The sequence below is a fragment of the Vibrio ouci genome (genome assembly GCF_004551525.1).
GTDB classification, from domain to species: domain Bacteria; phylum Pseudomonadota; class Gammaproteobacteria; order Enterobacterales; family Vibrionaceae; genus Vibrio; species Vibrio ouci.
Genome location: NZ_SATR01000008.1, coordinates 46,567 through 71,422 on the forward strand (window position 1 = coordinate 46,567; position 24,856 = coordinate 71,422).

30 protein-coding genes are annotated in these 24,856 nt (G+C 45.8%); 12 read left to right on the forward strand and 18 right to left on the reverse strand.

The features are described from left to right. Window positions 1–38 precede the first annotated feature (38 nt). The 3 genes from ELS82_RS07345 to gcl are packed head-to-tail and all read right to left on the reverse strand — an operon-like array spanning window position 39 to window position 3,561. Window positions 39–938, reverse strand: coding sequence for a 2-hydroxy-3-oxopropionate reductase (locus ELS82_RS07345; RefSeq protein WP_208733149.1), 900 nt, complete (start codon window positions 936–938; stop codon window positions 39–41). Between the two features lie 48 nt (window positions 939–986). Beyond that, window positions 987–1,763: a hydroxypyruvate isomerase gene (gene hyi, locus ELS82_RS07350; RefSeq protein WP_134834916.1), complete on the reverse strand. Its 777-nt coding sequence runs from the start codon at window positions 1,761–1,763 to the stop codon at window positions 987–989. A 22-nt stretch (window positions 1,764–1,785) separates the two neighbouring features. Then, complete coding sequence (gene gcl / locus ELS82_RS07355) at window positions 1,786–3,561, reverse strand: glyoxylate carboligase (protein WP_134834917.1); 1,776 nt, start codon at window positions 3,559–3,561, stop codon at window positions 1,786–1,788. Window positions 3,562–3,874: 313 nt separating this feature from the next. Here gcl and aceB point away from each other — a divergent pair, with 313 nt between their 5' ends. Together aceB and ELS82_RS07365 are read left to right on the forward strand one after the other, a co-directional pair. After that, complete coding sequence (gene aceB / locus ELS82_RS07360) at window positions 3,875–5,503, forward strand: malate synthase A (protein ID WP_134834918.1); 1,629 nt, start codon at window positions 3,875–3,877, stop codon at window positions 5,501–5,503. Between the two features lie 49 nt (window positions 5,504–5,552). Continuing rightward, window positions 5,553–5,990 (forward strand): GlcG/HbpS family heme-binding protein, encoded by a 438-nt coding sequence (locus ELS82_RS07365; protein ID WP_053439320.1) that lies wholly within the window; start codon window positions 5,553–5,555, stop codon window positions 5,988–5,990. Between the two features lie 70 nt (window positions 5,991–6,060). Here ELS82_RS07365 and ELS82_RS07370 read toward each other — a convergent pair whose 3' ends face one another. Next, complete coding sequence (locus ELS82_RS07370) at window positions 6,061–6,543, reverse strand: MarR family winged helix-turn-helix transcriptional regulator (protein WP_134834919.1); 483 nt, start codon at window positions 6,541–6,543, stop codon at window positions 6,061–6,063. Window positions 6,544–6,663: 120 nt separating this feature from the next. Here ELS82_RS07370 and ELS82_RS07375 point away from each other — a divergent pair, with 120 nt between their 5' ends. After that, window positions 6,664–7,563, forward strand: a complete 900-nt coding sequence (locus ELS82_RS07375; RefSeq protein ID WP_134834920.1) for a DMT family transporter — start codon at window positions 6,664–6,666, stop codon at window positions 7,561–7,563. A gap of 53 nt (window positions 7,564–7,616) precedes the next feature. Here the strand turns inward: ELS82_RS07375 and ELS82_RS07380 are convergent, their stop codons facing one another. From ELS82_RS07380 to ELS82_RS07400, 5 genes are all read right to left on the reverse strand, one after another. Beyond that, on the reverse strand, window positions 7,617–8,021 hold the full coding sequence (locus tag ELS82_RS07380) for a hypothetical protein (RefSeq protein WP_134834921.1): 405 nt from the start codon (window positions 8,019–8,021) through the stop codon (window positions 7,617–7,619). Between the two features lie 56 nt (window positions 8,022–8,077). Continuing rightward, window positions 8,078–8,797, reverse strand: coding sequence for a hypothetical protein (locus ELS82_RS07385; protein ID WP_134834922.1), 720 nt, complete (start codon window positions 8,795–8,797; stop codon window positions 8,078–8,080). A gap of 164 nt (window positions 8,798–8,961) precedes the next feature. Continuing rightward, window positions 8,962–9,471, reverse strand: a complete 510-nt coding sequence (locus tag ELS82_RS07390) for a DUF2301 domain-containing membrane protein (RefSeq protein ID WP_134834923.1) — start codon at window positions 9,469–9,471, stop codon at window positions 8,962–8,964. Window positions 9,472–9,578: 107 nt separating this feature from the next. Beyond that, window positions 9,579–10,136 (reverse strand): sugar O-acetyltransferase, encoded by a 558-nt coding sequence (locus ELS82_RS07395; protein WP_134834924.1) that lies wholly within the window; start codon window positions 10,134–10,136, stop codon window positions 9,579–9,581. A gap of 174 nt (window positions 10,137–10,310) precedes the next feature. Further along, window positions 10,311–11,204, reverse strand: coding sequence for a LysR family transcriptional regulator (locus ELS82_RS07400; RefSeq protein ID WP_134834925.1), 894 nt, complete (start codon window positions 11,202–11,204; stop codon window positions 10,311–10,313). Window positions 11,205–11,331: 127 nt separating this feature from the next. On the opposite strand from ELS82_RS07400, the gene ELS82_RS07405 reads away from it, so the two are divergent. The 3 genes from ELS82_RS07405 (at window position 11,332) to ELS82_RS07415 (ending at window position 13,373) form a co-directional block, all read left to right on the forward strand. Continuing rightward, window positions 11,332–11,637 (forward strand): monooxygenase, encoded by a 306-nt coding sequence (locus ELS82_RS07405; protein WP_134834926.1) that lies wholly within the window; start codon window positions 11,332–11,334, stop codon window positions 11,635–11,637. 9 nt (window positions 11,638–11,646) lie between these two features. Further along, window positions 11,647–12,018, forward strand: a complete 372-nt coding sequence (locus ELS82_RS07410; protein WP_134834927.1) for a hypothetical protein — start codon at window positions 11,647–11,649, stop codon at window positions 12,016–12,018. 107 nt (window positions 12,019–12,125) lie between these two features. Further along, window positions 12,126–13,373, forward strand: coding sequence for a leucine-rich repeat-containing protein kinase family protein (locus ELS82_RS07415; protein WP_134834928.1), 1,248 nt, complete (start codon window positions 12,126–12,128; stop codon window positions 13,371–13,373). Window positions 13,374–13,407: 34 nt separating this feature from the next. Here ELS82_RS07415 and ELS82_RS07420 read toward each other — a convergent pair whose 3' ends face one another. Further along, the gene (locus ELS82_RS07420) at window positions 13,408–13,749 is read right to left on the reverse strand and encodes a winged helix-turn-helix transcriptional regulator (RefSeq protein WP_134834929.1); all 342 of its coding nucleotides are present in this window, start codon (window positions 13,747–13,749) and stop codon (window positions 13,408–13,410) included. Window positions 13,750–13,852: 103 nt separating this feature from the next. On the opposite strand from ELS82_RS07420, the gene ELS82_RS07425 reads away from it, so the two are divergent. Both ELS82_RS07425 and ELS82_RS07430 read left to right on the forward strand, forming a co-directional pair. After that, entirely contained in the window at window positions 13,853–14,620 is a 768-nt protein-coding gene (locus ELS82_RS07425; RefSeq protein ID WP_134834930.1) for an SDR family NAD(P)-dependent oxidoreductase, read from the forward strand. A 71-nt stretch (window positions 14,621–14,691) separates the two neighbouring features. After that, entirely contained in the window at window positions 14,692–15,354 is a 663-nt protein-coding gene (locus ELS82_RS07430) for a cupin domain-containing protein (RefSeq protein WP_134834931.1), read from the forward strand. Here the strand turns inward: ELS82_RS07430 and ELS82_RS07435 are convergent. From ELS82_RS07435 to ELS82_RS07445, 4 genes are all read right to left on the reverse strand, one after another. Continuing rightward, entirely contained in the window at window positions 15,351–15,950 is a 600-nt protein-coding gene (locus ELS82_RS07435; RefSeq protein ID WP_134834932.1) for a Fic/DOC family protein, read from the reverse strand. The genes ELS82_RS07430 and ELS82_RS07435 overlap by 4 nt on opposite strands. Next, entirely contained in the window at window positions 15,940–16,095 is a 156-nt protein-coding gene (locus tag ELS82_RS26280) for a hypothetical protein (RefSeq protein ID WP_004418246.1), read from the reverse strand. The genes ELS82_RS07435 and ELS82_RS26280 overlap by 11 nt, the downstream gene beginning before the upstream one ends. Before the next feature lie 94 nt (window positions 16,096–16,189). Next, window positions 16,190–16,921, reverse strand: a complete 732-nt coding sequence (locus tag ELS82_RS07440; RefSeq protein WP_134834933.1) for an SDR family oxidoreductase — start codon at window positions 16,919–16,921, stop codon at window positions 16,190–16,192. Between the two features lie 35 nt (window positions 16,922–16,956). Then, complete coding sequence (locus ELS82_RS07445; RefSeq protein WP_134834934.1) at window positions 16,957–17,853, reverse strand: LysR family transcriptional regulator; 897 nt, start codon at window positions 17,851–17,853, stop codon at window positions 16,957–16,959. Between the two features lie 82 nt (window positions 17,854–17,935). Between ELS82_RS07445 and ELS82_RS07450 the strand changes: the two genes are divergently transcribed. Next, window positions 17,936–18,172 carry a DUF2798 domain-containing protein gene (locus tag ELS82_RS07450; protein ID WP_134834935.1) on the forward strand — a complete coding sequence of 79 codons (237 nt, stop codon included), beginning with the start codon at window positions 17,936–17,938 and terminating at the stop codon, window positions 18,170–18,172. 45 nt (window positions 18,173–18,217) lie between these two features. On the opposite strand, the gene ELS82_RS07455 is transcribed toward ELS82_RS07450, so the two are convergent. The 3 genes from ELS82_RS07455 to ELS82_RS07465 all read right to left on the reverse strand — a co-directional run bounded on the left by ELS82_RS07455 (window position 18,218) and on the right by ELS82_RS07465 (window position 19,600). After that, a complete protein-coding gene (locus ELS82_RS07455; RefSeq protein ID WP_053439337.1) occupies window positions 18,218–18,934 on the reverse strand; it encodes a YebC/PmpR family DNA-binding transcriptional regulator in 717 nt (238 codons plus the stop codon). Window positions 18,935–19,028: 94 nt separating this feature from the next. Continuing rightward, window positions 19,029–19,238: a DUF3283 family protein gene (locus tag ELS82_RS07460; protein ID WP_134834936.1), complete on the reverse strand. Its 210-nt coding sequence runs from the start codon at window positions 19,236–19,238 to the stop codon at window positions 19,029–19,031. Between the two features lie 164 nt (window positions 19,239–19,402). Then, entirely contained in the window at window positions 19,403–19,600 is a 198-nt protein-coding gene (locus tag ELS82_RS07465; protein WP_053439339.1) for a PA3496 family putative envelope integrity protein, read from the reverse strand. Between the two features lie 360 nt (window positions 19,601–19,960). Between ELS82_RS07465 and ELS82_RS07470 the strand changes: the two genes are divergently transcribed. Genes ELS82_RS07470 through ELS82_RS07480 form a run of 3 tightly spaced genes read left to right on the forward strand, consistent with a single transcriptional unit; the run spans window position 19,961 to window position 22,223 of the window. Further along, window positions 19,961–20,809, forward strand: coding sequence for an ABC transporter ATP-binding protein (locus ELS82_RS07470; protein ID WP_134834937.1), 849 nt, complete (start codon window positions 19,961–19,963; stop codon window positions 20,807–20,809). Further along, window positions 20,806–21,738 (forward strand): ABC transporter ATP-binding protein, encoded by a 933-nt coding sequence (locus ELS82_RS07475; protein WP_134834938.1) that lies wholly within the window; start codon window positions 20,806–20,808, stop codon window positions 21,736–21,738. The genes ELS82_RS07470 and ELS82_RS07475 overlap by 4 nt, the downstream gene beginning before the upstream one ends. After that, window positions 21,735–22,223: a transcriptional regulator gene (locus tag ELS82_RS07480; protein WP_134834939.1), complete on the forward strand. Its 489-nt coding sequence runs from the start codon at window positions 21,735–21,737 to the stop codon at window positions 22,221–22,223. The genes ELS82_RS07475 and ELS82_RS07480 overlap by 4 nt, the downstream gene beginning before the upstream one ends. Before the next feature lie 379 nt (window positions 22,224–22,602). Here the strand turns inward: ELS82_RS07480 and ELS82_RS07485 are convergent, their stop codons facing one another. Continuing rightward, on the reverse strand, window positions 22,603–24,573 hold the full coding sequence (locus ELS82_RS07485; protein ID WP_134834940.1) for a replication initiator protein RctB domain-containing protein: 1,971 nt from the start codon (window positions 24,571–24,573) through the stop codon (window positions 22,603–22,605). Window positions 24,574–24,856: the final 283 nt, after the last annotated feature.

Genomic DNA, 24,856 nt, shown 5'->3' on the forward strand with positions numbered 1-24,856 from the left:
GGAAACTAACCTCAACAGTTAATTTCAGCGCCCAAACCTTAATCTCGGATTGAGTGGTTAGAACGCTTCTCGATTGCTTTGATAAGCGCAGAGTGATCCCAATCTTGGCCACCTAGCGCTGCGCAATCTTCAAACAGCTCTTGCGCCGTTTGCGTGTTTGGTAGTGCGACTTCGAGCTCTTTAGCACCCGTTAGAGCCAAATCAAGGTCCTTCTGGTGAAGCGAGATTCTAAAGCCAGGATCAAACGTACCTTCAATCATACGCTCGCCGTGTACTTCTAGAATCTTCGAGCTCGCAAAGCCACCCAATAGCGCCTGACGAACGCGCGCTGGATCAGCGCCCGCTTTCGAAGCAAAAACTAACGCTTCCGATACCGCTTCAATGTTAAGCGCTACGATGATTTGGTTAGCGACTTTACACGTTTGACCTGCTCCGTTTTCACCCACTAGCGTAATGTTTTTGCCCATCACCTCGAACAGTGGACGTGCCTTATCGAATGCTTGTTGAGAGCCACCAACCATGATGCTCAGTGCCGCGTTGATCGCGCCAACTTCACCACCAGATACCGGAGCGTCAAGGTACTGTGCGCCGCTTTCATTAACGCGAGCTGCAATCGCTTTGGTTGCCATTGGCGAGATAGAGCTCATGTCGATAACCAGTTTACCTTCTGCGCCACCTGCAGTTAGGCCCGCTTCGACACCGTTATCACCAAATAGCACATCTTCGACTTGTGGCGTGTTTGGTACCATCAAGATAACCACATCTGCCGCTTCTGTTGCTGCTTGAGCAGAATTCACCACCTGAGCACCTGCATCAACAAGGTCTTGGGGCGCTGGGTTAAAGTGATCAGACAACACCAACTCATAGCCCGCTTTTTGTAGATTCGCGGCCATTGGGCGGCCCATAATACCTGTACCAATAAATGCAATTTTCATAATCTGTTCTCCGTAACGTTTGCCCACCACTGTCGATGGGCATTCACCGCATTAGCGGTATAGGTTGATCCAATCTAGACCTTCAGTCGTGGTGGTTTTCGGCTTGTATTCACAGCCCACCCAACCCTGATAACCAAGGTCATCTAAATGCTTTAGAACGAACGGGTAGTTGATTTCACCCGTACCCGGCTCATGACGACCTGGGTTGTCGGCCAATTGAACGTGCGCAATTTGGTCGATGTTTGCCGTCATAGTTGGGGTAAGGTCCCCTTCCATGATCTGCATGTGGTAGATGTCATACTGGATAAACAAGTTATCGCTGCCGACTTCTTTAATCACCGCTTTGGCTTGCTCTGTGGTATTGAGGAAGAAACCCGGAATATCACGGGTGTTGATCGCTTCAATCACCAAGCGAATACCCGCTTCTTTCAATGCTTGCGTGGCATAACGTAAGTTGATGACGAACGCAGCGTGGGCATCGTGCTCACTTACCCCTTGTGGAACGATCCCTGCGAGGCAGTTGATTTGGGTATTACCCAATACTTTGGCGTATTCAATGGCCTTGGCGACCCCAGCTTGGAACTCTTCAATTCGCTTTGGGTCCACCGCGATACCGCGCTCGCCCGCTTCCCAATCGCCGGCCGGAAAGTTGAACAGCACTTGGGTAAGTTGGTTTTCATCTAGCTTCTCCTTAATTTGCTTTGCTTCCAGCGCATAAGGGAAAAGATACTCCACACCTTGAAAGCCAGCTTTTGCTGCGGCTTCAAAGCGATCTTCAAATTCCAGTTCGGTAAATAACATGGATAAATTTGCTGCAAACTTTGCCATTGTGATTTCCTTTTATTCCTAATTAGCCACGATGAATCAGTGCGGTTGGCGCATCGTCTGCATTTTCAGCAAGCGCTTCAAATTCATTGATTGCGTTAATTTCAACACCCATTGCAATGTTGGTTACGCGCTCTAGAATCACTTCAACTACGACGGGTACTTTGTGCTTGTTCATCAGCTCTTTCGCTTCTGCGAATGCCGCTTGCATCTGCTCAGGGTCCGTTACACGAATCGCTTTACAACCTAAGCCTTCTACAACCGTTACGTGGTCAACACCGTAGCCGTTTAGCTCTGGGGCGTTTTGGTTTTCAAAGGCCAGTTGCACACAGTAATCGATATCAAATTGACGCTGCGCTTGACGAATCAGACCTAGGTAAGAGTTGTTCACCAATACGTGGATATAAGGCAGATTGAACTGCGCACCGACCGCTAATTCTTCAATCATGAACTGGAAGTCGTAGTCACCTGAAATCGCTACGATGTCACGATTAGGATCCGCAGCACGTACACCCAATGCGGCTGGTGTCGTCCAACCTAATGGACCCGCCTGACCACAGTTAATCCAGTGACGAGGCTTGTAGACATGTAGGAATTGCGCAGCAGCAATCTGCGAGAGACCGATGGTGCTGACGTAACATGTATCGCGATCGAACGCTTTGTTCATCTCTTCATAAACACGCATTGGTTTGATTGGTGCATCTGTGTAATGCGTTTTACGTAGCATGGTTGCTTTACGCTGCTGACATTCGCCTACCCACGCGCTGCGGTTTGGCAACTTGCCTGCGTCACGCCATTCACGCGCCACTTCGACTAATAGCTCTAGCGCTGCTTTTGCATCAGACACAATGCCTAAATCTGGACAGAACACGCGACCAATTTGCGTTGGTTCAATATCAACGTGAACAAACTTACGCCCTTTGGTGTACACATCCAGTGAACCGGTATGACGGTTCGCCCAGCGGTTACCAATACCAAATACGAAGTCAGACTCCAACATGGTCGCATTACCGTAACGGTGCGACGTTTGTAGACCAACCATACCTGCCATCAGTTCATGATCATCAGCGATAGAACCCCAACCCATCAAAGTTGGTACGACAGGTACGCCCGTGATTTCAGCGAACTGTTGCAACAGCTCTTCAGCGCCAGCGTTAATGACGCCACCACCAGAAACGATCAGTGGATTGGCAGACTCACACATCATCTCCAGCGCTTTCTCAACTTGAGCACGAGTCGCTTTTGGTTGATACGCTTCCAATGGTTCATAGGTATCGATATCAAACTCGATTTCCGTTAGCTGAACATCAAGCGGAAGGTCGATAAGTACAGGGCCAGGGCGACCTGAGCGCATCAAATGAAACGCTTGCTGGAATGCACGTGGCACCTGTGCGGGTTCTAGAACAGTCGTTGCCCACTTAGTGACAGGCTTAGCAATAGATTCAATGTCTACCGCTTGGAAATCTTCTTTATGTAAACGAGCGCGTGGCGCCTGACCGGTAATACATAAGATTGGAATTGAGTCAGCCGACGCTGAGTACAAACCCGTGATCATATCGGTACCTGCAGGGCCCGATGTACCGATACAAACACCAATATTGTCTTGATTTGTACGGGTATAACCTTCTGCCATGTGCGACGCACCTTCAACGTGACGCGCCAGTACATGATCAATACCACCAAGCTTTTTCATTGCTGCGTACATAGGGTTAATGGCTGCGCCAGGGACGCCGAAGGCAATGTCTACACCTTCCTTTTTCAACACTTCTACCGCTGCTTCAATTGCCTTCATCTTTGCCATGTGAACCTCCATTTCGATTGTATACAATTCAAAGATACTTTGTGTACTATGAATCATATTCAGAATTTGGCAACCCCTAAATGCAACATTTTTTCAACATTGAACAGTTAATCTAAGTGATCACTAACCCTGAAAACCCTAGAAATCATTGCTTTACATAAAATATCTTCACGTAAAAATAATTTCCCAGAAGAACAAATGAAAAATTAATGTTAAATACCCTTTGATTGTTTACATAAATTGAAATATAAGTATTCGTGAAAGGTAGATTTTGTACACAAAATCATTCGGTATTGTTTAAAGGAGACGAACAATGAGTCTGAACGATGTAGCAGAAAAAGAAGAAACTGCTTGTCTGCGCGTAGTCGGTAATATGGACAACCCAGAATACCAAACCATCCTATCTAAAGAGGCACTCTCTTTCCTAACCAAACTGGTCGAGAAGTTTGCCCCGCGTAGAGATGCCCTACTACAAGCCCGCAAAGAACAACAACAACGCTATGATGCGGGTCAATTACCTAACTTTCGCTCTGATACCCAAGCGATTCGTGACAACAAAAGCTGGAAGGTAGCAACACCACCGGCTGAGTTACTGGATCGTCGCGTAGAGATCACCGGTCCTGTTGACCGTAAAATGGTGATCAACGCTCTTAACTCTGGCGCGAAAGTATTTATGTGCTGTTTCGAAGATGCCTCTTCTCCGACTTGGGAGAATATGGTTGAGGGACAGATCAACCTGCGCGATGCGAATGCAAGAACCATCAGTTATCACGACCAAGCGAAAAACAAACATTATCAGCTTAGTGATGACCCTGCTTTATTGATTGCCCGTCCACGAGGCCTGCACCTGCCGGAGCAATCAATTCAATACGCAAACAAGCCTATTCCAGGTTGTTTGATGGATTTCGCACTCTACTTCTATCACAACTACCTGACCCGCGCTGAGCAAGGGTTGGGCGTGTATTACTACATTCCAAAGCTAGAAAGCATGGAAGAGGCCCAGTGGTGGGATGATGTTTTCTCGTTTACCGAAGACTACTTTGGCGTTCAACGCGGCACGATCCGCGCGACCGTACTGATCGAAACCTTGCCAGCGGTTTTCCAAATGGATGAGATGCTTTACGCCATGCGTGATCATATTGTCGCGATGAACTGCGGCCGCTGGGATTACATCTTCAGCTACATTAAAACGCTGAAAAATCACGCCGATCGCATTCTGCCTGACCGTCATGTAGTCGGTATGGATAAAGAATTCCTCAATGCCTATAGCCAACTGCTAGTTCGCACCTGCCACCAGCGTGGCGCACTCGCAATGGGCGGTATGTCGGCGTTTATTCCAGCTAAAGAGCCCGCTGAAATGTCACGAGTAACCGCCAAAGTTATCGAAGACAAAGAGCGCGAATCTCGCAATGGTCACGATGGCACTTGGGTTGCGCACCCAGCGTTGGTTGATTTAGCCATGTCGGTGTTTGAGAAGAACCTTGATGGCAAGCCAAACCAATTAGACTTTGTCAGCCCTTCACATGAAATTGGCGCTGACATTCTACTCAAACCTTGTGATGGTACTCGTGATGAAGCGGGCGTACGTAAGAACATTCGTATCGCGCTTTACTACATCGAGGCTTGGATTCAAGGTCACGGCTGCGTACCAATCTACGGCTTAATGGAAGACGCCGCTACCGCAGAAATTTCGCGCGCCAACATCTGGCAATGGATCCACCATAGTGTGGCTCTCGATGATGGCCAAATTTTTACTAAAGAGCTGTTCCACACTTGGTTATACCAAGAGCTCGACACTATCAAACAGGAAGTGGGTGATACTCGTTATGCAGCAGGCCGCTTTGAACAAACTGCTGACCTTTTCTTCGAGTTGTCTACCGCAGAAGAGTTCGCCACCTTCCTGACCTTACCAAGCTATCAGTTTCTTCATGGGACTGAGTAATACCTGAGGGCTCTGTGAGCCCAAAAGGTAGCACACAACAGGAGATAACATGGGAAGTTTAACTCTAGATCAAGCATTGAGTGTCATTGACGGCACCTTTCAAGCCGGTTCAAAAACCAAAAGTGCACCACTGACAGTCGCTGTCCTTGATAGTGGCGGAAAGCTCATCTCTCTCCAACGTCAAGATGGTTCCAGTATGATGCGACCAGATATCGCTATTGCCAAAGCTTGGGGAGCACTCGCACTTGGCTGTTCTTCACGTAAGCTGGCGCAAGATGCCGATAACCGACCAGCATTCATCTCTGCTGTTAATGTTCTCGCACACGGTAATATGGTTCCCGTTCCGGGAGGCTTATTGATTCGAGATGCCGAGCAAAACATCTTGGGTGCAGTGGGAGTAAGTGGCGACCTATCAGATATAGATGAGAGCTGCGCCCTTGGTGGCATCGACCATGCCCAACTCTATTGCGATGAAACGCTCTCTTAGTAACTTCCTAGTGTCTACCGACCAACAAAAACGCCCTCAATTGAGGGCGTTTTTTAATCTTGATTCCGCGTTATTCGTACTGAGTCAACCAACCCTTTAGCAAGGTATTGATCTGCTTCTTCTGGTTTGTGTTCATTCCTTTAACAAGCTTAGCCTGCACAGCGGCATGCTCTTCAATAATCTTATCAATCAGAATGAAACCATCTTGAGTCAGTTGAACAGTAACACTGCGGCGATCTTCTTTGCTATGTTCACGGATAATCAGCTGTTTCTTTTCCAGCTTATCGAGTCGATTGGTCATTGCACCCGATGTCAGCATCATCGAATCAATCAATTCTGACGGGGTAAGGCAAAAAGACTCTCCGCTTCGACGCAAAGTCGCCAGGACATCAAATTCCCCCAGCTTCAAATCATAGCGCTTGTGTAACTGAGCAACTTCCGTCTCCATATACTTAGCGATACGCATCAAACGGCCCATAATGGCCATTGGCTCAGTATCTAACTCTGGCTTTTCCTTAGCCCACTGCTCAACTACTCTTTCAATAGCGTCCATGAAAATTTGTCTCCAGTAACAAAATGTCGTTCTAAGTATCTTAACATAAAGATACTTTACAAACATCGATTTTAGGCGTACATTCACCACAAAAGTATCTTAACGTAAAGATAAGTACCTATGAATATATTATTAGCCATGATACCGGCGTTCTTTTGGGGAACCACCTATGCTGTCACGCAATACACCCTTGCGGACTGGCCTCCCCTATTGCTGGGCGCAATTCGTGCGCTGCCAGCGGGACTGCTGCTATTGGCATTTAGACCAAGCCTACCGAAAAAGGGCGATTGGCAAATCCTATTTACCCTAGGGTTAATCAACATCGCAACCTTCTTCGGTTTGATCTTTGTGATGGCTTTGACGCTACCTTCGGCAATTTCAGGTGTCGGTATGATCTCGGTACCTGTATTCGCCATGCTGTATAACTGGCTGATCAACAAGCATCGCCCAGGCATTATTCAAGCCGTAAGTGGGGCTGCGCTAATCGGCCTAGCGTGGATGTTGTTTGACCCAAGTTCTATCAGCCTAAATCCTATTGGCTTAGGCGCAATGCTCGCCGCAATCATGTGTATTGTGGTAGGCAGTTCGATTACTAAGTCACTTGGCGATCGCATGCACTGGTGGACGGTACTGACTTGGCAGTTGATTTTAGGTGGTATAATCCTGTCGATCGCAGCCTCTGTACAGGCGATATCAGAACCTGCAACCTACCTAGCACTCGCAGACAACTTCTCAATGAGAAACCTATCTGGTCTACTTTGGGTAGTCGGACTGAACACTGCACTTGGCTACGGCATGTATGTGTGGCTACTACAACGTATGTCAGTGGTTGATTTCACGTTCGGCGGCATCGCTAACCCAATCGCGGGTATTGTTACTGGTTTAGTTTTACTTGGTGAGTCATTCACCCCATTCCAATACAGCTTGATGATTGGCATGATTGTGATGTCATTACTGCCGCAGGCAATTCTTGCTCTGAGACAAAACCGACCCGCTCCTGCCGAATGTCAGACCCAATAAACTAAAAACCGCGCTAATTAGTGCGGTTTTTTAATACCAAGAGCGGATAATTATCAACGAGTAAATATTTCTGAGCATTCCCAACTAGCCACAATCTCATCATTGCGGCTCACAATGAGATCGGCTGATGTTTCAATATCCCAACCGCCCACAACGTACTCTGTTCTAACAGTGCGAGAATTGACAACATACGAATACTGACCGTTGTTAAACGTCATCACGCGCTCGCCGCCGCCACTAAATCCATAATGTTCAATCGCGCTCTCAGAACTCAGTTCAAACTCTATCTTAGATGGCAGGCCAAAGCGATAAATCTGAAGATTGTCTGTGGAACAGACCGAAACAAGCTTGGTTTTAAGCTTGCACGAAAACTCATCCGTTTCTTGTTCCAGACACAGGCTTTGCGCTGCTGACCCAAAGCTTACTAGCCAGATCGCTAAGGTTAAATATTTAGTCATAAAAGTTCGCTGCTCTGCTTGGTCATTGATAGTCCCATGATTCATAGTTAACGTTATCAACGAGTTAATGTATCTGTACTTTGATTATAAGAAAGGTCCAGATACTCGCCCCCAATCGCGTAAGTTACTTGAGAAGCGTTGCTGTAAAACTCAATTCTACTCGAATAGATTGCACGATCATCGTAATGCAAATAAGTGATTTTTCCTTGCTCAATATCCACCGAATACAAGTCGCTATCCGTTTTAACGAAAAAAGAACTGATTGACTGAACGGGGTCGATGTTAACCACCGAAAAGACCTCTATTTTGCCCCTAGGAAAATAAGCTGTTTTAGTCCCGAATTCCGACTCAATTAGGTTTGGCGGATTTATCGTTAGAATATCAGTCTTACCTTCGATGGTTAGCGAAAGGCGCCCTGAAGATGAATCGACAGCATAGACCTCCAAATCAACCACATCTCCATTGGAAAGTGTTTTTGTTTCTGTTCCGTTTATTGAAGCTTGCTCAGCAATCATAATCAGATCATTAACGCTTTTCGCACCTAGGGCGCTCAAAATCCTGTCATTTGCATACGTGGTCAATCGAGCCAAGCTTTCAGTTTTATAGGTTTGGCGATCATTACCAACTAAATTGAAAATTGCGCTATTAGCTTCAGTAATGACTTGCGGAGTGTAACCAGTTCCCTTGTTTCCAGCCCTTTTATCTTCATCAATATGTCCATCTTGGCAACCCAAAAGAGCGAGGGTAGATAAGCAGGCAACAACTATCTTTCTCATACTTATTCCAACAAAAAGCCGCCTATTAAGACGGCTTTATATTTCATATGCCAAGAAATATATCATTAGTAAATATAGGGATTTGTAAGGACGTGTAAGTGGAAACAGCAACAAACAAAAAAACGCGCCAATTAGCGCGGTTTTTTATCATTCTAATGATTTTGTTAGACGTCATATTTTGCTTTATCACCAATATCGAAGTAGCGTGGCATTCGCCATTTATAAACACTCGTGACCAAGAAAAGCAGAGCTGATATTGCGCCGAGTATCTTTGCAGCGACATCGGCATCAAACATCATGCAAAACCACAACCCCATAAGGATCAGAGGTTGCAGCTGTAAGCCAGGAACCTTGAAGCAGAAGTATTCTTTATAACAGAGACCACCCAAGGTAATAAAAGCGCCGCCTATACCAATCGCGGTCCAACCAAACACAAAACAAAGTATACCTATCCAAGTTGCGAACTGGAGTAATAAACGAAATGGTTTGCTGTAGACATGCAACGATGAGGCGCACATTACCGCACTCAAAAAGACAAGCTTCTCAATCGGAAAACCAATGTTCCACGGCAGCAGTGCAATAACAGGAAACGCGAGTGTAAAGCCAAGTCGATATACAATGACCGTAAGATGATCCAGTGCATCCATGGGGGATTTAATATGTGGGTCAGCCATTACAATTCCTTACGTATGTCTATTTTCACTAAGCTTAAATTGTCGTTTTACACTGTTAAGCTCTCGTATCTGCCACTCAGTCGCTAACCGATACTAATCAGCTAAGCTTATTGCTCGATCGGCTTAATCACTCGGCATGGGTTCCCAGCTGCAACTACGTTAGCTGGAACGTCTTTAGTCACCACACTGCCTGCACCAATCACACTATTGTCGCCAATGGTGACACCTGGGCAAACAATTACACCGCCACCTAACCATACGTTGTTACCTATGGTAATTGGTGTCCCAAATTCGACGCCTTCCTCTACTCGGCCTTTTACATCTAATGGGTGGCCCGCGGTATAGATCTGTACGTTAGGTGCAAAGAGCACGTTATCGCCAATATGCACTTCTGCCACATCAAGGACAACACAATTGAAGTTAGCGTAGAAGTTTCTCCCTACTTTGATGTTTGAGCCGTAATCACAGCGAAATGGCGGCTCAAGATAAGCGCCTTGCGAATCTGGCATTAAGCGGTCAATTGCTGCTCGCCACTCATCGCTATCAGGGATACTGTTATTGAGTGTTTGTAGTAATTTACGACACGAAATACGCTCGCTATACAGCTGCTTATCCCATGCGTCATAAGGCTCACCCGCTAGCATCTTCTCTTTTTCAGTTCTCATCACTGTTACCAAAACATTGAGTATTTAGGGGCGAATATCGCATATCAATCTCGGTTTGTGAGCGCCTAAAACAACTAAATTATTGTCCCGTGTGGTCCATCACTTTTTGCGCAGTTCAATCGTAAATAGAGGGTTGTCAGTAATTACTTACTTCTATGATTAACACTGTTTTTATTATGACTGCATTGCATTTTCTAGCAGTAGCTCATAAAAACATTTGGCAGCAGGACCAGTTTTAGCACCTTTGGGCAGAGTGATATGCAGAGGTACTTGATACTTGCCATTTTGCTCTACCTTTAACACCGTCAACTGACCACGATTCCTTTGCTCGATGATATGCTCAGGAAGGCGACAAAAGCCAACTCCTTGCTCAACTGCGCGAAATGCATGGTCAAAGTTGTCGACAGTTATGCGTTGATTTGCTTTTAACCAACCGACATTTTGCTCACGGCTATCTAAGCTGCTTGCACCAAGATCTCGCACCACAATCTGGCTGAGCGTAGAAAAATCAGCCATGCAAACACTGCTTTGCTGCGCAAGTGGGTGCTCACTTGAAACAACGGGCACCATATTCGTCAGCGCAAGCGCCTGCGCTGGGTAGTTGGTCACTGGTAACGTAATGATCGCAATATCGGCTTGTTCGTTAGTGACCATCTCGGTGGTTTTGCTGAGTGAGGTTTCAACCACTTGTATAGACGTAATGCTGTTACCTTGTAGATATTGCGCCATCGGTTGATACAGCAGGCTCGGATTACATAAGTGATCCATCGCAACGGTGATCTCCGACTCCACACCAGCAGAGATTTGCTTACTCAGATCCTCTAGCTCTCTGGCTTGATCCAGCATACTGCTCGCGCGGCGAAGTAAAGACTTACCATGCTCAGTGACAACGGCTCGCCTCCCCTTCACTTCCACCAGCTTGACCCCTAGCTGCTCTTCCAGCTTTTTAATCGCGTAGATGAGTGTGGTATGGCTTTTATTCAGTGCAGCCGCTGCCGCTTGAATACTCCCCGCGTTGTCGACCTCTTGTAGCGTCAGCCATTGCTCTAGCGTGCTTTTCAATCTCATCGCCAAACCTGTCAATTTTTTAGACACATATACGCAATATTATGAACTTTTTTGTTCAATTCATACAGGTAATAATCTCTCCATTGAACAGCAATACGCGTTCACGACAAACAACGGAGAAGATGAAATGAAACTACTACAAGTCGATTTTGAATATCACGGTCCTATGGGTGAAGAGATGTCTAGCGCACTCGTTGAGCTGGCTGAGTCCATCAACCACGAGCCCGGTTTAGTGTGGAAAATTTGGACTGAAAGCGAGTCAGAAAAATTAGGCGGCGGTATCTATCTATTTGAAGATGAAGTGAGCGCCAAAAACTATCTAGAGATGCACACAGCTAGACTCAAAGCGATGGGCGTACCTGAAGTAAGGGGCATTATCTTCGATGTAAACCAACCACTGACGGCAACCAACCAAGGTCCAATCGGACGGTAAGGAGCGACCATGACCAACAAAGCTTTTTTCACATTACATGGCAGTATCTACACCGCTTTTGCCTTTGCACTGTTTTTCATTCCGAGCTTGATGTGGCCAATGTACGGCGTAGAAATTAATGATCAGTACGCTTACTTCTTGTCGCAGCACACCAGTATCTTTCTCGGTGGCATGGCGGCCATAAGCCTGTTTGTTAGAGATGTACAACATTCACAGACAGTAACGCAGTTACTCAAAGCGCTAATTGTCGCCAACGGGCTCGGCGTTATCATTACCGGGTACGCAGGAATCACCGGGATTTTCGTCGGTTTCGGCTGGAGCGATCCAGCTTTCTTTGCCCTATTGACCCTGCTGAGTTATCGTCAGCTCAAACAACAATGATGTTTTGCGCTTCCTCTTTGAAGCGCAAAATCCCCCCTCGCCTTTCTCAGTCAACCTGAGTAGAATGCGCTCTCTTTTTCATCTATGAGTAGAGATAGGCAGACGGTTTGCACACACTAGAACAACTTAACAATGGTGAGCTCAAGGGTATTCAGCGCCTGAAGCTTTCACAGCAGTTAACAGAGCTTCCACTCGAGGTTTTAACTTTAGCTGATTCGTTAGAGATATTAGATTTGTCAGATAACCTGCTGACAGACCTGCCTGAATGGCTCTGTGAGTTACCAAAACTTAAGATAGTGTTTGCTTCCAACAACCGCTTTACTCGTCTGCCATTGGTTCTAGGTCGCTGTCGCGCATTGGAAATGGTCGGTTTTAAAAGTAACCAGATTGTTCGTGTGGCAGAAGAGTCATTGCCCGAGCATCTTCGCTGGCTGATTTTAACCGACAACCAAATTGAAACACTGCCGGAATCACTAGGCCTTCGCCCACGTTTACAAAAACTTGCCTTAGCAGGTAACAAGATTAAGGCGCTACCAAAGAGCTTCGCTAACCTAGTGAACCTTGAGCTTGTGCGTTTATCGGCTAACCAACTAGAACACTTCCCTGAAGTGCTGCTGGAGCTGCCTAAACTGGCGTGGATGGCCTTTGCCGGTAATCCTTTCTGTGAACGCTTAACGCACAACAGTTCGGTGCCGACTGTGTCGTCTGATAGCTACCAACTGAACCAAGTGTTAGGTCAAGGCGCTTCTGGGGTGATCTCTCATGCAAACTGGACCAATCAAGACTTGGATTTTCCGAGTGAAGTAGCAGTGAAAGTCTTTAAAGGCGAAGTGACCAGCGACGGCTATCCGAAAGATGAGCTACAAGCTTGCCTGCAAACGGGCAACCACGACAATTTGGTCAAATCGATTGGTCAGGTAAATGAAGAGAATTACCTTGCGCTTGTGATGGAGCTCATTCCTAACCATTACTTCAACCTAGGTCTGCCACCAACACTCGAAACCTGCACCCGCGATGTGTTTAAGCCCGACTTTACGCTTTCCGTCACTCAAATTGAAATGATCGTCGATCAAATGATGGATGTATTTAATCACCTACACACCAATAAGGTCTGTCATGGCGATCTTTACGCTCATAATGTGCTGATCAATGATCAAGGTGAAATGATTTTCGGTGATTTTGGCGCCGCATCGGTTTATGACTATCTGAGTGAAGCGCAGCAACGTGGCGTGCGTAAAGTCGAAGCTCGCGCTCTGTCTCACTTTATTGATGACTTACTGTCGGTTTGTAAGCCAATCGAGCAGCAAACGGCCGCTTACAAAGCCTTACGCAACTTAGCGTTAATTGCAGGATAAGCTTATCGTGAGCATGGGCGCACACTCATAGCGCTCATGCTTTGTCGTCAATCTCTCTCTGTAGCGCTTCCAACTGATCGAGAATCGCTAGAAATTTCTCGCCAAATTCGGTGACTTGGTACTCCACTCTAGGTGGCAGTTCGTTAAATACCACTTTATCTAAAATCCCAAACTCGACATTGCGCTTCAAGCATTGATTGAGCACCTTTGTCGACAGCCCCTCAACATTTCGAACCATCTCTCCCGGACGGTTTACCCCAGCAGAAAGTAACTGATATACGGTTAATGACCATTTACACCCATAAATGGCTTCTACCATGCGAGCACTGTTTTGTGGTGCCGTTTTTCTTGAAAAAAGTTTTTCGTTGTTATTCATAAAGATGTACCAAAAAGTACCTACCCTACCGATTTGTACTTACTATTCAAACATTTAGATTGCTCTTAATCTTAGCACGTCCCAATCAATCAGGAGCAAGAAAATGAAATACAACAATCAAGGTACTGCACTCATCATTGGTGGCTCCAGTGGCATGGGCTTCGAAACGGCCAAACAACTATTGCAAGACCAGATCCCAGTAATAATCGTTGGCAACAACCAACAAAAGCTTGAAAAGGCACAAACTCTGCTTGCTCCACTTGGTGAAGTCGAAACGCTCCAAGCCAACTTATACGACTCTGATTCTGTCTCACGCTTAATCAATAAAATCGATTCCATGGTTCAGCCTATCAGTTATCTGGTCAATGCCGCAGGTTACTTTAATCCTAAACCCTTTATTGAGCACACTGAGCAAGATTACGACCGATACCATGATCTCAATAGAGCGATATTTCAAATTACCCAAGCGGTAGCGAAAAACATGGTCGCGAACCAATTTGGTAGCATTGTGAATATTGGCTCTATGTGGGCGAAACAAGCCATCAAAGCGACACCGTCATCAGCTTACTCAATGGCAAAAGCAGGGTTACATGCGATGACGCAGCATTTAGCAATGGAGTTGGCTGACAACAACATTCGCGTCAATGCTGTATCTCCAGCGGTTGTGAAAACACCAATCGATGAAGCATTTATCGATCCAAAAGAAGTCGATCAAGCGCTCGATGGATTTAACGATTTCCACCCAATCGGTCGAGTGGGGCTCGCTTCCGATATCGCTAACAGCATTTGCTTCTTACTTTCAGATCAAGCAAGTTGGGTAACAGGAGCCATTTGGGATGTTGACGGCGGCGTGATCGCGGGTCGAAACTAACGTTATACGGTGACGTAAATCGTCACCGTAAGCCGCTTGCTGCTGCCACCAAATAGACAAAGGAAAAGAATATGCTCAACATGAATTTTGCCGAGCGAGTTGTGATTCGCACCCATGATGAACCTTGGGTGGCAAGCCCAGCCAACGGGGTGTGGCGTAAACCCTTAGAGCGTGAAAAAGCAGAATCGGGCCATACCACCAGCATTGTCCGCTACGATGCAGGCTCACGCTTTAACACTCATCCACACCCTATGGGTGAAGAAATCTTTGTCCTAGAGGGTATCTTCTCCGATGAACATGATGACTACCCTGCTGGCACTTATATTCGTAACCCTCCGGGCAGTTCACATGCACCATTTAGTGAGCAAGGCTGCGTTATTTTTGTCAAACTCAATCAGTTTGATCAGCGTGATAGTACCTCAGTCAGACTCAATACTGCTGAACAAGCTTGGTTACCAGGTATCGGTGGATTGGAAGTGATGCCATTGCACGAATTCGAGTATGAACATGTCGCTTTAGTAAAATGGCCTGCGGGTGAACGCTTTCAACCACATCGACATTTCGGCGGTGAAGAAATACTGGTGTTATCCGGTCAGTTTGCCGATGAACACGGCCAGTACCCTCAAGGGAGTTGGATGCGCAGCCCACATATGAGCGAACACTATCCATTTGTCGAGCAAGAAACCATTATTTTAGTTAAGACAGGGCACTTACCCTTAATTCAAAGCGCTTAATCTGCAAGTTCCGATATCGCTTGGCGAAAGATACTTTTTAACGGCTCTAAGTCGAGGTAAACGCCAGCGATATTGGCTTCAACCCATTGCTGCTGGGTAATAACGGGCCAGTTTAAGTCATAGCCGAGCACGAACATCATCTCTTCAAAGAAAAACCGTTGCACTCGACCATTCCCCTCGCGGAATGGGTGAATCAAATTCATTTCACAAAACAGTGACGCGACCTGATTAATCAGCTCATCGCGATTTTGGATTGGCTTCAATTTGGGGATTAGCTGGAACAGTTTCTCCGCTTCCACTTCGATTCTGGGCACGGTACAGAAACGAGTGTTACCTTTGGAGATATCAACCTCTCGAATGTCGCCTGCCCATTCAAAAAGGTCTTGGAAAAGGTAGAAATGAAGGTATTTAAAATGAGAAAGGGTAAAGTCTTCGATCTTAGTAGCGTGACTTTGATAAGTACGATAACGCTCCGCCGTAAAAGCGATTTCCGCCTCTATCAGCTCCTCACCATCACGTAGGTTTAATAAGTTAATTAAAACATCCGTGCCTGCGTAACAGTATTTATCATGAAAGACACCATACTTATCGTGCATATTTCCTTTTCAGTTCTTCAATAGAATGACGTTTGTCTTCTTTGAGTGACATCCCCTCGTACTTAAGGCTCACTTTAAAGTTATCCGCTTTAGGGACGAACGTTTTTTTTGTTCGAGTCACCGATTCAGAAGATGAGTTGGACATGCTTACCTCTGCTTATTAATCTGTCTCAAGTGTAACCCACAATATGAGCCGCTTCTACTTTACGCACAGAGCAGCTCATACCTCAGCGAGGGAGTTATCGCCCGCCCGCTAACTCGATAAAACTACCAGTCACATAAGAAGCCTGATCCGAAAGCAACCACGCGATGGATTGTGCGACTTCTTCAGCGGTCCCGCCACGTTTCAAAGGTAGGCTTGAGGCAAGGCGATCAACACGATCTGGCTCTCCGCCATCGGCATGCATCTCTGTATAGATACACCCCGGTCTTACACCGTTTACGCGAATGCCTTGCTCTGCAACTTCTAATGATAAACCTTTGGTTAAGGAATCCATTGCGCCTTTTGAGGCCGCATAATCGATATATTCAAATGGAGCGCCTAGACGCGACGCTGCCGAAGAGACGTTAACAATAGCCCTCATAGTACCCGATTGACGAAGAAACGCCTTACAGCACAGAAAGCAGCTCGTCACATTTGCATTCATGACGGTTTGAAAACGTTCTAGCTCAATATCGCACAACTTTGATTGAGTGAAGAGTATGCCAGCGTTATTAACTAAGTGCGTCACCGTGCCATATTTCGCCTGCACAGCCTCGAACATAGCGGCTACCTGCGCTTCATTTGATACGTCAGCTTGAACAGCAAAAGCTTCACCACCTGCGGTGACAATCTCATCCACCACTTGCGCGGCACGTTGATGCTGACTGAGGTAGTTCACACATACGCTATAACCTTGCGAAGCTAATAATTTGGCTGTTTCAGCGCCGATGCCGCGGCTAGCCCCTGTCACAATGACCACTTTGTTCATTCAATGATTCCTTTCTGTTGTTAATCTCGTGCGCTTTACACTGTAAAGCGGGTTGGCTCTTTAATTTTGTCGGTACTAGCAATGATACGTTCAACCAATATACTTAAAGCCTTAGGTTGATACTGTCTCTGCTTATAAACGATGTGTGCCTCGCGAACACTACGTTGATATTGCGGTAAGACACGTACCATATTCATTCCATCATGAACGTGACGAAACGGCAACGAAGCGACACCCAATCCTTTCTCTACGACGCCACATACTGCAAAAATATCATTTACCACCAGCTTAGGCTTCACCTTAATCACATCAATCAAGGCTTCATCCTGATAGATAGCAAGTTCTGTCGTATGATCGACACTTACCCAATCGAGCTCCACAAGTTGCTCAAGACTTGTAACTTCCCCAACCTTAGAAAGATAATCGGGGCTGGCAAAAAAGCCGTGCCTTGCTTTAAACAATGGCCGTGCGATCATTTCAGACAAATCGAATGTGATCAACAGATCCCGATCCGTTTGAGGAATAACCTGTTGCTGGCTCAAAATAAGATCCAACGTGACTTTGGGGTAATCGATAAGAAACTGCTCAACGACCTCTCCGATAAAGGCACGGTAAAAGTTATGAGGAATAGCGAGTTTGATCTTCCCTGATACCTCTTGCGTTTCAGTCACCATCTGGCCAAAGCCTATCTCTATCGACTCCATGCCACTACGTAGCGCCTCAAACGCTTCAGATCCATTTTGAGTTGCGACCAGCTCCCTACCTTTTTTCTCTAACAATCGCGTGTTTAAGCGCTGCTCTAAAGCAGATAAGCGGCGAGACATAGTAGAAACGGGAAGGTGTAACTTCTTTGATGCGGCAAGCAATGAGCCCTCTTCCACCACACAGCAAAACAGATAGAGATCATCAATGTTTCCAAATATGGAACTCATGGTTCTAATCCTGGATGTTTTTTTCACTATTGGTTAGTTATATCCTTATTTACAACAAAACAACAGCCGAGGAGGACACATTATGAGCCGCAAACACTTTTGGATTTCCGCTTTCCTTTCATCATTTACCATGGCAGTGATTATGTCTGGTCTAATTTCTGGCTATAAACTTGGTTTCAGCAGTGATTGGCCAGCGATATGGCTAGATAGTTTTCTACTCGCATGGCCAGCAGCGATTGTCTTGAATCTAACGGTATTGCCACAGATTCGTAAGCTCTCTAACTGGCTTGCCGGACCTAACTCTGTTTCTCAGGCATAAAAAAACCGAGCACTAAGGCTCGGTTTTCTAATTTTCAGCTATCAATTATAGCTCAGCGTTGTGATAAACCTGCTGTACGTCATCACAATCATCTAGCATGTCCAAGAACTTCTGGAACTTCTCAGCGTCTTCGCCTGCTACTGGAGTGTGAGTTTGAGGTACGAAAGTAATCTCTTCAACATCCATAGTTAGGTCTGGGTATGCTGTGTTCAGTGCAGTCTTAGTCTTGAAGAACTCAGTGTGAGGAGCGAATACAGTGATCACGCCATCTTCAAGTTCAACGTCAGTCACATCAACGTCGTCCATCATCAGCGTTTCTAGAATTGCTTCATCGTCTTCGCCTTTGAACTGGAATACCGCTTGGTGATCGAACATGTGAGAAACTGCACCTTCAACACCAATCTTCGCGCCACATTTAACAAAACATTGGCGAACATCTTGGAAAGTACGGTTGCCGTTGTCTGTTAGACAGTCAACGATCACGCTTGTACCACCAGGGCCGAAACCTTCGTAGCGCGCTGGAGCGTAGTCTTCACCGCCGCCACCATTTGCTTTATCGATCGCTTTGTCGATAACGTGTGCAGGAACTTGGTCCTTTTTCGCTTTAGTGATCAGGTGCTTAAGCGACAAGTTCATGTCTGGATCACCGCCACCGTTCTTAGCACACATGTAAATTTCTTTACCGTATTTGGAATAAACTTTAATTTTTGCGCCTGCAGTTTTCGCCATTGAGGCTTTGCGCACTTCAAAACTTCTTCCCATCGGGATGTTCTCTCTAATTCAATTTGTTGCGAAGGATTTTAGCAAAACGTGTGAGCTTTTCAATTTCTCACCTTTGCAGAGAAAAGAGACGTATTTAAGCTACGCCCATTACTCGCTTATATTTGTCTACAGACTCTAAAAACAAGGCTTTTTCTGCGTCATCTACAATTTTAGCGGCTTGCTGATCAATCTCGTCAGGCACAGCCTTGGCTTCGCGTAATTTCCAAACTAAAAACGAAGCTTGTTTATCAAGTTCAATCTTGTTTTTCTCACTCGCTGGAAGCATAGATAGGTTGATCGACATACAAAAGCTCAAATCTGTAAAAATATGGTTTGGGAATATACCACACCAAAAAGCAAAGTAGAGAGAGAAACCGCGGTTGTGGGACGGAATAGATCAAAAAAATACCAAAAATAAAGGGGGGCATTCCTGTGCCACCCTTAGGTAATCGCTATCGTAAGGCTAGACTAGTGCAATAAGCCCAGCTCTTTTGCTTCTTCGATGCTTAAACCGCTTTCACGAATCTCTCTTAATGCTTCAATACGACGACGAGCTTCAGCAGATTTAACACCCTTTGTTGGCGCTTGTGATTCAACTTCCTCCGTGAAGTCCCACTTGCCAGCAATCTTACTCATTTCATCATGGTCAATAGAATTAATGGACATAAATACCTCCGAACAAACCATGCTAGGGACGACTAATCTGTAGCAAAACTCTTCGCCCCTTGTTAAGAATTTTAGTCCGAGAATGTGATTGTACTAATAGTTCCGAAACTCTTACTGTTTTTTGTATAAATAACTTTTGCGCAGCACTATGGAGCGAAGTACATTTAAAGGATTACCCGCTAACAAATGAAGTCGATCCGGCTCTCATTTTTCCACTAAGATTCCATCCTCTCCCCACAGTGAATTTCTTGGTTACAGCAAGATTTTTCGAGTGAGTTCACCCTTTTCAACCTAACTTCTTTCCACTCATAAAATAAGCATTAATGATAATCATTCTCTTTTATGTTTTAGGTAAGAGTTATGAGTGAATTTTCAAAGCAACATGCTTTTCATCCGGACCCTATCATTCAAATACGGGATTTGTGCGTCGATTACATTACAGACAAAGGTGACTTTCGCGCCGTAAATTCGGTGAGCTTCGATATCGGTAAAGGTGAAATTTTTGGCCTGGCCGGTGAATCCGGCTGCGGTAAAAGTACCATCGCCTTTGCAATTAACCGTCTGCATAAGCCGCCAGCGTTTATCTCTGGCGGACAAATCCATTTTGAAGGACAAGATCTACTGCGTCTGTCGGATAAAGCCATTACCGCTATCCGCTGGAGTGAAATTGCAATGGTGTTCCAAAGTGCCATGAACTCGCTCAATCCCGTGCTTCCCATTCAAGAGCAGTTTGCCGACGTGCTTCGCCATCACCGAGGAATGACCGAGCAACAAGCGAAAGATCGCGCTGAAAAGCTCCTCGACCTCGTTAATATCCCTCGTGAACGTTTAACCGAGTACCCACACCAATTTAGTGGCGGTATGCGCCAGCGTTTGGTCATCGCCATCGCGCTGTCATTGAATCCTAAGCTCATTATCATGGATGAGCCTACTACGGCACTTGATGTGGTCGTTCAACGTGAAATCCTGCAACAAATCTACCAACTGCGTGAAGAATTTGGCTTCTCCGTACTGTTCATTACCCACGACTTAGCGTTGATGAGCCAGCTGTGTGACCGCATTGCTATTATGCGAAATGGCGAGATTGTCGAGGTGAATCAGTCGAAAAACATTCGTAATAACCCGCAACACGCCTACACGCAAAAGCTTTGGGCCTCTTTCCCTAATATCCATGAAGCTAAACATCAAACCCAAGGAGCCACGGCATGAGCGAGCCCATCATTCAACTCAACAACGTAGTCAAAGAGTTCACCATTGGCGGTGGTTTCTCTTCAATCGATACTTTCAAAGCTCTACAAGGGATCACGCTCAACCTGCACAAGGGCCGTACATTGGCGCTGGTGGGTGAATCTGGCTGTGGCAAAAGCACTTGCGCTCGATTGATCACTAAAGTTCACCCAGTGACTTCAGGCGAGATCCTATTCAATGGACGTAATATTAATCAGATCACCAGCCGCAAAGATCTTCAAGAGTATCGCAGTAAAGTTCAGATGGTATTCCAAGACCCGTTTGGTTCGCTCAATCCGACTCACACCATCGCTCATCATCTCACTCGTCCGCTTAAAATCCACAATCAAGTCGCCAGTAACGCCGATATTCCGGCCAAGTTGAAAGAATTGATTGAGCTGGTGGAACTTGCGCCCGATACGCTTGAGAAGTTCCCCCACCAACTGAGTGGCGGCCAAAGACAGCGTGTAAACCTAGCCCGAGCCTTAGCCGTTGGAGCAGAAGTCATCTTAGCCGATGAGCCAACCTCAATGCTGGATGTCTCGATTCGCTTAGGTGTGCTTAACCTGATGCAGCGAATGAAAAAAGAGCTAGGGATTGGCTTTTTGTACATCACCCATGATTTAGCGACCGCCCACTACATCGCAGAGGAAACGGCGGTGATGTACAAAGGACAGATTGTCGAATGGGGTGACACCCAAGCGATCTTAACCGATCCGCAACATCCTTATACTAAGCTTCTGATCTCGGCGGTACCCGATCCTGATCTGCCATTTGGTAACTTAGTCAAAAGTGAACCAAACTATTCAATAGATGCCGATCAGATTCGCGAGCAGAGTGCGATTGTACAAGAAGGATTTGATCAGTTTGGTCCAAACCACTTTGTAAAACATTGGGTTAAAGCAGCATGAGTGAACTGGGTACGTGGGTAGATCAAATAAGTCAGTGGTACGAAACTCGAAAGCATGATCAAGGCAATCAACTGGAATCATTGATCCTGTCGGTGCCTGACAGTGTGTGGGGGCCGGTGATCACTGATATTCAAAGTAAGGCCATCGCCTGCTGGCTAGATGGTTGCCTGCGTATCTTTCATCACGCGCAATATAGTGATCCAGAAAAAGCGTTCCAATATCTGCAGTTAGCCTACAGCAAGCTTCAGCAGGTTGTATCAAAGCCTGCAAGTGAATTAGAGCTAAAAGATTGGTGTATGAAACGCTTACAGCATCTTGCGGTATTGAGCTTAGAGTTTTGTAATCAACAAACGCGCTCAGATTGGCAGCAAGAGTCCCATCAGCTGATTGAAAGCCATGTCCAGTTTATGGCGAGTCACGCATGGAATGAACCTCAAGCACGTGATCTTAGGAACTATGATCAAGGGAATTCATCGCTCCATTAGCCCAAATCTGCGTAATACTCGGATCAATGATCAAGGTGTTTACCTTGATCATTGATCCGAACACTAGCGCTAGTTACTGAATTTTAGGCAAAAAAAAAGCGAGTTCAGAGAACTCGCAAAATATTCAGAATGAATGTAACAATATGAGCCAATCTATCGGGGATAATCCTATCCCCCATTCATCAGAAAGGACAAAAGGTTGTCTATTCGGGATAAATATTATCCAACTCCCCTACCTGCAATGTCAGTGAACTGTCAGGGGAATGTAGTAGCTTTGTCTTGTTGTCCCTAGAGTGTAACAGGGTATTTAACAAGGTAACCAAACACAAAAAAGCCAACATTTTCACGCTGGCTTTTTCCATCTCAATGATTTTTATCGCTATACCGCGACTTCATCCAGTGCTCGGAATACCGTCTCATCCAAATGGCCTTCAAACACTTGCTTACAGACTTTACGTCGCACCGCTAAGCCAGCAATCAAACGCTCAATCGACAGGTGTTTGTTCTCACTTTGGGCGTTGTAGAGCTCGATCAACTTACTTAATGTTTCGTAGGGAATGACTTGATCACCGACTCTCAAGAAATCGAGCTTGTCTATGAGCTCCAGACACTCTTCTTGAATAGAGCTATGGGAATGCCCTGTCATCGCAGCCAAAGCCGTTATAGAGCGTTCTAGAGCCTCTGGGGAGGTATATTTAGATAGAGTAATGGTAATTTCGTCAGCATTGATCTCTACCAAGTGTTTACGTTGCTTCACTCGACGGCCTAAATTGCCTTTCGGTGAACGCTCTTTACGCTGGATCGGCTCAAACTCACCATCGATGATCTGAGACATCTCTTCGAGCTGCTTCTTGGAAACCATCTCATTGCGCAATGGGTTTGGCAGAGTTGGCGCCATGTTGCGCTTACCCGCATTGGTGGTTCGTGCTCGCGAGTAACGCAGGACTTCTTCAGCGTCACACTTAATATCGAACTGGTAATCCTTGATCTTTCCATTCTCAACCATGGTCGAGATCGTTAGGTGATAACCCCATAAGTTCACAACAAAAAGATCTTCAGTCCCTTTGTTCTCGGACAGTTTCTTCAGCTCGCGGATCAGATCCATTGAGAAACGACGCCATTCAATGTTGCGCGCCAACTTCTGATTTAACTCGCTCAGTAACATCACATCGCTGTGGCGGCGAGACATGCGGCTACGGAAGTAACTGTACAACTGGAATACCAAGGTGTGCTGCTTCAAAATTTCTGGCGGAAATAGGAAGAAATAATCACGTGTCAGCAGCTCTTCGTAGAACGATGGCTCCCACACTAGGATGTATAGGTTCGGTTTAATGCGTATTTCGCCGTCTGCGCCCTCTGTAGGCGCTTCTTCCGATGCAGTGATGGTACGGGCCAAAAATCTAAAACGATCGCTCTTGAAGCCTTCTGGCATGTTCTCGCTTAACCAACGCCCTGTTAACTCATGCAACTGGAAATCGGTAAACTCGATACGGTCGATACTATCGCGAATTGAATCGCGAGCAGGGCCACTGTCTTTCTTGCCACGCAATGAAAGAATATCCGTGATGTAGAGCGGGGTTTTATTCGGTACATGCGTTCCATCGAGCTGGTATTGATGCTGGTGGTGCTCATGATATTGCACGGTAAGCGTAAACAGCGCAAACAGTGTCATCAGATCATCCACTGTCATGATGCTCTTGGAAGATCGTGTCTCGATCACTGCACGTGTACCTGAGATCGACACCATACTTTTTTGATAACTCTTACGCGTACGTGGCGGAGCCAATGCTTGATCGATGATGCCCGCCCAGTTAGTCGGAGAAACGACAAACTGATCCGCTTCATCACGCATAGCTGGTGGCGTATTCAAACCGTATTCGTTAAGCAGGCGTTTGTTGACTTGTGTCTGTGCCAACGCCTTTGAGCGTTTTTGCTTGGCGTTTTGCTTAACAGTCTCAGTAACTAAGCTCGTGGCTCCTAATACTGAAATCAGCTGATTTGGGTTAACGAAGCGGTGCAGCATGGTTTTGCCCGCTAGCCCTTCTTCAAAGCGAACTGGGACTTGTTGAAATAATCCAATATTTACCGCGGCACGCAGACGTTGTTGGATAGCAGCGCGAGTTACTTGGCCGTCAGTGGCGTCGATAAGCTCTGTGGTAGAAACTAAACCATCTTTGCTGCTAAAGCCTCGAAGTGAGATTAAATTAAGAAGTTCAACGATACTTTTCGTAACGCCTTTGAAGTGTTGGTACTGTTCAATCCAGTTGACCGCCATTTCAGAAACTTCAAATAAGTGTCCATCTTTGTGGCTTCTTGGCGCTTTGATCAGCAGTTTTTCGTCTGAGCTCATTATTAGATCCGTGTCACACTAGCCGTAATATCGCTATAGTTCCGAAAGAATAAAGAAAAAAAGATCATAAATAAAGAAAAAATTATTGCTTTTAAATAACTGATCTTTATTGATTATATGATCTTTATTGATTATATGATCTTTATTGATTATATGATCTATTGATCAGGGCGAGAGGTTGCTTGTAAGAGACTGTTTATAAATAACTATTTTTTTTAAGCTTGGAAAGCATGATCATGGTTGAAGCGAAAGCATGATCAATAAACCATTGAAAGCATGATCA